This window comes from Lentimicrobium sp. S6, assembly GCF_013166635.1.
Taxonomy (GTDB): Bacteria; Bacteroidota; Bacteroidia; order Bacteroidales; family UBA12170; genus UBA12170.
In genome coordinates this window covers 1-6,597 of record NZ_JABKBZ010000128.1, presented here as the reverse complement: position 1 = coordinate 6,597, position 6,597 = coordinate 1, and the positions used below count along the sequence as shown (strand labels likewise).

Annotated in this window: 5 protein-coding genes; 1 reads left to right on the top strand and 4 read right to left on the bottom strand. The window is 31.9% G+C overall.

What is annotated here, in order from left to right:
- Positions 1–462: 462 nt before the first annotated feature.
- The 4 genes from HNS40_RS21410 to HNS40_RS21395 form a co-directional block, all read right to left on the bottom strand.
- Positions 463–1,134, bottom strand: a complete 672-nt coding sequence (locus HNS40_RS21410) for a hypothetical protein (RefSeq protein ID WP_172284759.1) — start codon at positions 1,132–1,134, stop codon at positions 463–465.
- A gap of 226 nt (positions 1,135–1,360) precedes the next feature.
- Positions 1,361–2,449 (bottom strand): hybrid sensor histidine kinase/response regulator, encoded by a 1,089-nt coding sequence (locus HNS40_RS21405; protein ID WP_172284758.1) that lies wholly within the window; start codon positions 2,447–2,449, stop codon positions 1,361–1,363.
- A gap of 10 nt (positions 2,450–2,459) precedes the next feature.
- The gene (locus HNS40_RS21400) at positions 2,460–4,859 is read right to left on the bottom strand and encodes a PAS domain-containing hybrid sensor histidine kinase/response regulator (RefSeq protein WP_172284757.1); all 2,400 of its coding nucleotides are present in this window, start codon (positions 4,857–4,859) and stop codon (positions 2,460–2,462) included.
- A gap of 130 nt (positions 4,860–4,989) precedes the next feature.
- Entirely contained in the window at positions 4,990–6,111 is a 1,122-nt protein-coding gene (locus HNS40_RS21395) for an FIST signal transduction protein (protein ID WP_172284756.1), read from the bottom strand.
- A 256-nt stretch (positions 6,112–6,367) separates the two neighbouring features.
- Between HNS40_RS21395 and HNS40_RS21390 the strand changes: the two genes are divergently transcribed.
- Positions 6,368–6,597, top strand: a 230-nt coding sequence (locus HNS40_RS21390; protein WP_172284755.1) for a phage integrase N-terminal SAM-like domain-containing protein, incomplete at its 3' end; no start/stop codon positions are given.

The window sequence follows — 6,597 nt, the reverse complement described above, 5'->3', positions numbered from 1 at the left end:
GTTTAGAAACAATCATCAAAGAGCTCCTCCGGAAAACACTAAACCTTTAAAAGTAAGTATAAGTATATCAACACAATAAAAGAATATGAGTCATCTTAATGGAAGAATTATGCATCAATCAATCAAAAAATCAGAAATAATCAGAATAACGACCCTGCTAAAATCAAAAAACAGAAAAGCTCTTGAATACTTCTAAGATTTGCTAGAAAAAAATTGAAAAAAAATAACTACACAAGAGCTGTGGAGATATCATTGCCCAAATTGATTCCACAATATATAAGGTAGGCTTTACGGCTTCGTTGCCGGTTTACGTTCAACACACAGCACATATTCAGCCCCTCTTGGCCATAAGTAAATGCTTAGCTCCACGGCTTAGGGCTGAAAACGATGCTTAATTGTTAGCGGCTGGCGTTTTTATCACTATTAATTTTTCTTCTTGTTTCATTATTAGTTTCAATATTATTATTTGTCTTGTAAACTAACAGATATTCCTGAGTGGGCATTAAAAGTAAATTCGGGATATTCAGTAAAATCAGTATTTGGTAAATACGAACTATAGTGTTCTTTTTTTACTAAAAAGAATTTTTCAAATCCATAATACCTTACTTTTTTGTTTAGAGGATTAAGAAAATCACGAAGTTGCGAGTGTAAACTTGACTTAAATAAAAATTTATTAAATGTTTCATAATTCACATTTTTTCTCCCAAATTCTTGCTCGTATTCGCTCGATAATTTTTTTGCCAAATCTAAATAGAAAATAGGAGCTTCAAAATTTATGGAAGTGAGTTTTGATAAATTGAAATCTTCTTCGATTAAGGGAATACATTCTTCTATTTTTTCAATAATAACTGTAAATGGCATAGGCTCTTTATGATAAACACGCAAAGAAAATGTAGTGTCGCTTTTATATTCGTTAATACGGAGAATAACACCCAAAGTGTCCTTGCTTACAAGCCAATAATAAGAATATGATTTTGAATAAAAATCAGTCTGCCACGATTGATGGGAAACATTTTTCTTTTTTACTATAATTGTATCTTGTATGTCTAACGTTTCAGTCTGTTTTTTAGTTGTTTGTCCACAACCAATCAAAACCAAAAAAAGAACGCTTAATATGATTGTTATTTTTTTCATTGTCAATTAACTTCTTCAAATTATTTTTTTTCTTTTACTTTTCAAATTTCGCGACGACATCTCGTCTCTCTGTTACCGCTTGCCGCTAACGTGTAGTATATGGTTTTGTGGCGGTTTTTGAAACACAAAATTTCAACTTGCACCGAAGTTTATTTAATGCTAAAATGCACATATTTAGTACTTCACCCGCCATAAACTATATACAATGTTATAAGCGTTATTTTTGTCAAACATTACACAAAGGTAAAGTGAATTTTAAATCAGTTCCTTTGCCCACTTCACTTTCTGCCCAAATTTTCCCATCGTGTTTTTCTACAAATTCTTTGCATAAAATTAGACCTAAACCACTTCCTTTTTCACCATTAGTTCCGTAAGTGGTTATATGTTCTGTATTTTTAAAGAGTTTCGATAAATTTTCCGGTGTAATTCCTTCCCCCTCGTCATTAATTGTTATTGTATGTTCCATTTTATTTTTGGTAGCAAATATCCGGATTTGCTTTCCATTTGGAGAAAATTTTATAGCATTTGAAATTAAATTACGTAAAACAGTCATTAACATATTTTTATCGGCAAAAACAATTGTGTCTTGTGGAATATTAACAGCAATGCTAATTTGTTTGTTTTGCGTTATTTCCTTGAATAAATCAGTTACAAACAAAACAGTTTCTTTTAGCATAATCTTTTCCGGCACAAAAGTTATCTCGTTACGTTGAGATTTTGCCCAATTTAACAAGTTTTCGAGAAGTTGAAACGTACTCTTTGAAAGCTTTTTTTGAGAATCTATGAACATAAAAAGAGTTTCTTTGTCTAATCCATCTTCGTCCGACATCATTTCTGATATTTGCATCATAGTACCGATTGGTCCTCTTAAATCATGCCCAATAATCGAAAACAATCTATCTTTGGTAGCGTTGAGTTTTATTAACTTATCACGGGATTGTTTTAATTCTATATGTGTACTTACCCTTGCCAGTAATTCTTCCTTATTAAAAGGTTTTGTAACATAATCAATGCCTCCGGCATCGAATCCAATAATTAAGTCGTCTTTTTGATTTTTAGCAGTTAGAAAAATTACGGGTATTTCTTTTAGTTTTTCATCGGATTTAATTCGTCGGCATACTTCAAAACCATCAATTCCGGGCATCATTACATCAAGTAGAATTAATTCGAATATATTATTCTTCAAGGTTTTTAATGCACTTTCTCCGTCAAGAGCTACGGCAATTTTATATCCATTTTCTTTAAGGATGCTACCTACCAATTTCAGATTTTCCTTATTGTCGTCAACCACTAATATATGCGCTTCATCTTTCATAATAATTTCTTTATACGGTGAATTCTTTTAGTCTTTTTACAATATCAGGAAAATTAGCTAACTGTTTTTCTAATGCTTCTGTATTTATCATTTCAATATTCTCTAAAAGTATTGCTGAATAATTTGTTAAAAACTCAACGCTATATTTCCCTGATATTTGTTTTAGTTCATTTGCAAAGTCTTCAATTTCAAACAATACATTTCCATCTTTTATTTCTTCCCATTTGGGCAGGAAATCTACCTCAAGTATATTTGCTAATTCGGGGATATTAATTTTTGTGTTTTCGGGAATGTTATCAAACAATAAAACAGTTGTGTTTTTTGCTTTATCTTCTTTTTCCTTTTTACCTTCTACTTTTGAATAAGTCAAATATTTCATTAATTCAACTTGTAATCCGCCTTTGCTAACAGGTTTATACAAAAATCCATTAAAATTTTCTGCAAATTCCTTATTGTCTTTGTTCGAAACCGATGCGGTTAAGGCAACAATTGGAATATGTTTAATCGCCGGGTTTGCTCTTATTCGTTCGGCTACTTCGTAGCCGTTTAGTCCGGGCATTCGAATATCCAACAGTATTAATGACGGGCTTGTATGTGTAAGAATTTCCAGAGCTATTTCTCCATTATTCGCAGTAATAAATTGCAGACCGGAATCAGAAAACAAGCTCTCAACAATTTTAATATTCGATATTACATCATCAACAATTAAAATGCTAGCTTCTTCAAAAATAATATTTTCTTGTATTTCATACCTCTCTCTTTTCTCAACTAAGTCTTTGCAAATCTTTACATCATGAATTTTTAACGTGAAAACAGAACCTTTGCCTTCTTCACTTTCCACCGTAATTGTTCCGTTCATCTTTTCTGCCAATCGTTTTGATATGGCTAATCCCAAACCGGCACCCTCATATTTGCGGCTCGATTGTCCCCACTGTTGGTGGAAAACATCAAAAATTAAGTGGACATGCTCTTTTGCAATACCAATACCTGTATCAATAACGTCAATAGACATAGTTCCACTTTTTTCATTTGTAAGCTCAAAGTATAGTTTAATTGCTACATAGCCTTTGAGGGTGAATTTTGCAGCATTGCCCACTAAGTTGAAAATAATTTGTTTTATTCTAATTTCATCCAGCATTAATGCTTTCGGAAACGAATCTTCAATTTCGACAGATAAGGCAACCCCTTTTTTCTCTAATTTTTCATGAAATAAAAGTTTTATTTCATTTATAATATTAATTGTATTAACAGACTGTAAGGATATTTCAAGCCTGCTTGCTTCAATTTTCGATAAATCCAAAATGTCATTTAACAGCGACATGAGCAAATTACCACCGTTAAGAATTGATTTCACCATTTTTTTTTGTTGTTCGCTTTCCATTTTATGATAAAGAGATTCACTAAATCCCAAAATAGCGTTCATTGGTGTTCGTATTTCGTGGCTCATATTTGCCAGAAACTCACTTTTTGCTTTATTGGCGTTTTCTGCAGCATTCTTGGCTTCTATTAATTCGTATTCAGCCTGCTTACGATTGGTGATATCACGCATTGTCCCCACAATCTTCCAGGGCTTAGCCTTTTCATTATATATTATTTTTATAGAAAAGGAAGTTGCGCTTACATCGCCATTTTTTTTAACTAAAGAAACCTCATAATCATTGAGTTTTCCATTATTTTGCTTAAGAGCAGTGAGTAAATTGGCACGCTCATCAGGATAAGCATAATAATCAGCCATATTTGTACCAATAATTTCTTTGCGCGAATAACCCGACAAAGCTTCAATAGATGGTGTCATCTCTAAGATTGTTCCATCCGTAATGCTTATTTCGGCATAAACATCAGTAAAAACATTAAAGATAGCTTTATATTTATTCCTGCTTATGCTTAGTGTTTTTTCAGATTGTTGTAATTCTTGTTTTTGCTCAATTAACTTTAAATTATTACTAACACCAATTAATATTTGTTGTAAGCTCTTGAGAATAAAATAGTCAATTTTTTGGGATTGATTGGCAAAAACCATAAAACCAATATCTGATATTGAAACAATATAGCAATAAGCTGTTTTGTTAAACTCAAGAGTGAGAGGCAGCTTTTTAAACAATAAATTTTTATCGATAAAGTTTTTGCTTAAATGTTCTAAAGCAAAGTTTATGGCTTTATTGCTTTCAATTTTTGCCGGTATTGAGTATTCTTTATCGTAATTGAGATTTTTATTCTCTAATTCATTGTAAAGAAAAACAGCGCCTGTAAAACAATTCAATTTTTTAAGTATTGTAGTCAGGCTACTCTTGCAAATTTCCTCAGGGCTATTTTTTACACTAATGGAAATGTCTATTTCGTAAAGTATTTTAATTTGTTTATTACGTATATCTAAATTTTCCAAAACATCTGGTTTTTTTTTGATTTTCATAAAAGTGACTTTAAATTTCTATAAAAGTTTCCACATAATTTACATTCTAAAATCAGGAGTTTACTTTTGTAAATGACTGGTTTTAAATGCGAGCGTAACGAAGTTATTGACGTTTTCTTATAGCCACTAATTAGTCTTCAAGATAGGATGAGATAATAGTTTTATTATAAAACTCTAAAAAGCTTTTTCCTGTATTTGCTATTTCACCTATACTAAGCGCTCCAAAAAGCGGAGAATCATCACTACTCATAGTCATTAATTCTTTTTGAAATTCATCCCCCAAAAATAACACTCTTGAAATACAATCCATTACAAACAAGGATTTTTTATCCGCTCTGCCTGAGAAAGTATTCATTGCCTCTTCGTGAGATTGGCGTGCAGCATTAATAAGACTTTCATTGTCGCCATTAAGGATATTTACCATTGAGTTTTCCGGTACTTCGCCTACACAAACTATTTCATTATTTTCTGTTTTTGCAATTGGATCTCTAACAATCATTTCGTTATTAAGTTTATTAATTCCAAAAGGGTATGCTTTTGCTATATCGAAAAAATTATCCTGTTTAAATTTTTGACCTGAATGTTCTTCGGTAATTTTTTTATACACTTCAAAAGCGGGTTTCCAATCAATGGTTTTAATAACATTACCTTCTGATTCGGTTATCTGAAATGATTGAGAAATACTGTTCCATCCGTGGTTTACGCCAATACCGCTGTTGATATCAGAGGCAATTAGCATTGCTTTGTTTTGTAACAGCCCTTTATTTGAAAATAAACAGGGAGAAGATGAGAGTTTTTTAAGAGAACCTGCACCTCCGCCTACGTAATTTAGCTCCAATCCGAAAACGCTAAAAACATCATCAATAAAGCTGCTGATACCTGATGTAAATCCATCGGTAAAAACAAACATGGTTTTAGAGTCGCTTAATTGATCCTCAAATTTCAGTAATTCAGATTCTCTATCGGTGTCTGCTTCAGGCACATTTACCGCAAGTGTTTTTGCTTTGTGGTTCATGCCAATAATTAAAGAGCCTTCTGTCATGGTTTTTTTACCGTGAATTAATTGTGGGAAAATTCCCCCGAAAACAGGTTTTTTTATTGAAGTCAGTATTTTATCCATATTTTCAGGAGTGTAATTGTTGTCTTCGCAAGAGAGTATTAAAATGCTGTTAATACCTTCCAGTTGATTCACTTTTAATAAAGTGCTTTCAAAATTTGCGATGTCCGAAGTATTTACTTTTTCTATTAGCATATTTTTGATTTTTGATTAATATTTTTGTATTATTGCTTATAACGGTTTTAATATGGTGCGTTTGGCATTTCAACGCTCCAATCTTTCAATTTCGCACTATGTTTATTTATCGCTATCATCTTCATATTTAGTACTATCTGCCAAATGCACTATATTTTTTGTTGAACTAAACCTCCCCAAAGGGAGGTAGCTTTCGATTTAAATTCGTATTGAATACGTATAAATCTCATGTTTAATAATTTAATAAAATTAAATCATGAGTAAAATTACTATTTATTCTGAAGCCTGCAACAAAGTTGATGGCTTTAGAGCTATGGGAGAAGAGTTCAAACGTAAACTTATTATTAATGGACGATCAAAGTCTACACACGAAAATTATTTACGCCAAATAGCTAAACTGGCACTTTATTACATGAAAAACCCGCTGCATATAGACATGGATGAGCTGGAAGAGTATCTGTATTACCTGATGCAAAAGGATACGGA

What these genes read in the sequence shown, in the direction of transcription:
- HNS40_RS21405 (WP_172284758.1), bottom strand. Translation starts at nt 2,449, where the DNA reads ATGAAAGATGAAGCGCATATATTAGTGGTTGACGACAATAAGGAAAAT.
- HNS40_RS21395 (WP_172284756.1), bottom strand. Translation starts at nt 6,111, where the DNA reads ATGCTAATAGAAAAAGTAAATACTTCGGACATCGCAAATTTTGAAAGC.
- HNS40_RS21400 (WP_172284757.1), bottom strand. Translation starts at nt 4,859, where the DNA reads ATGAAAATCAAAAAAAAACCAGATGTTTTGGAAAATTTAGATATACGT.
- HNS40_RS21410 (WP_172284759.1), bottom strand. Translation starts at nt 1,134, where the DNA reads ATGAAAAAAATAACAATCATATTAAGCGTTCTTTTTTTGGTTTTGATT.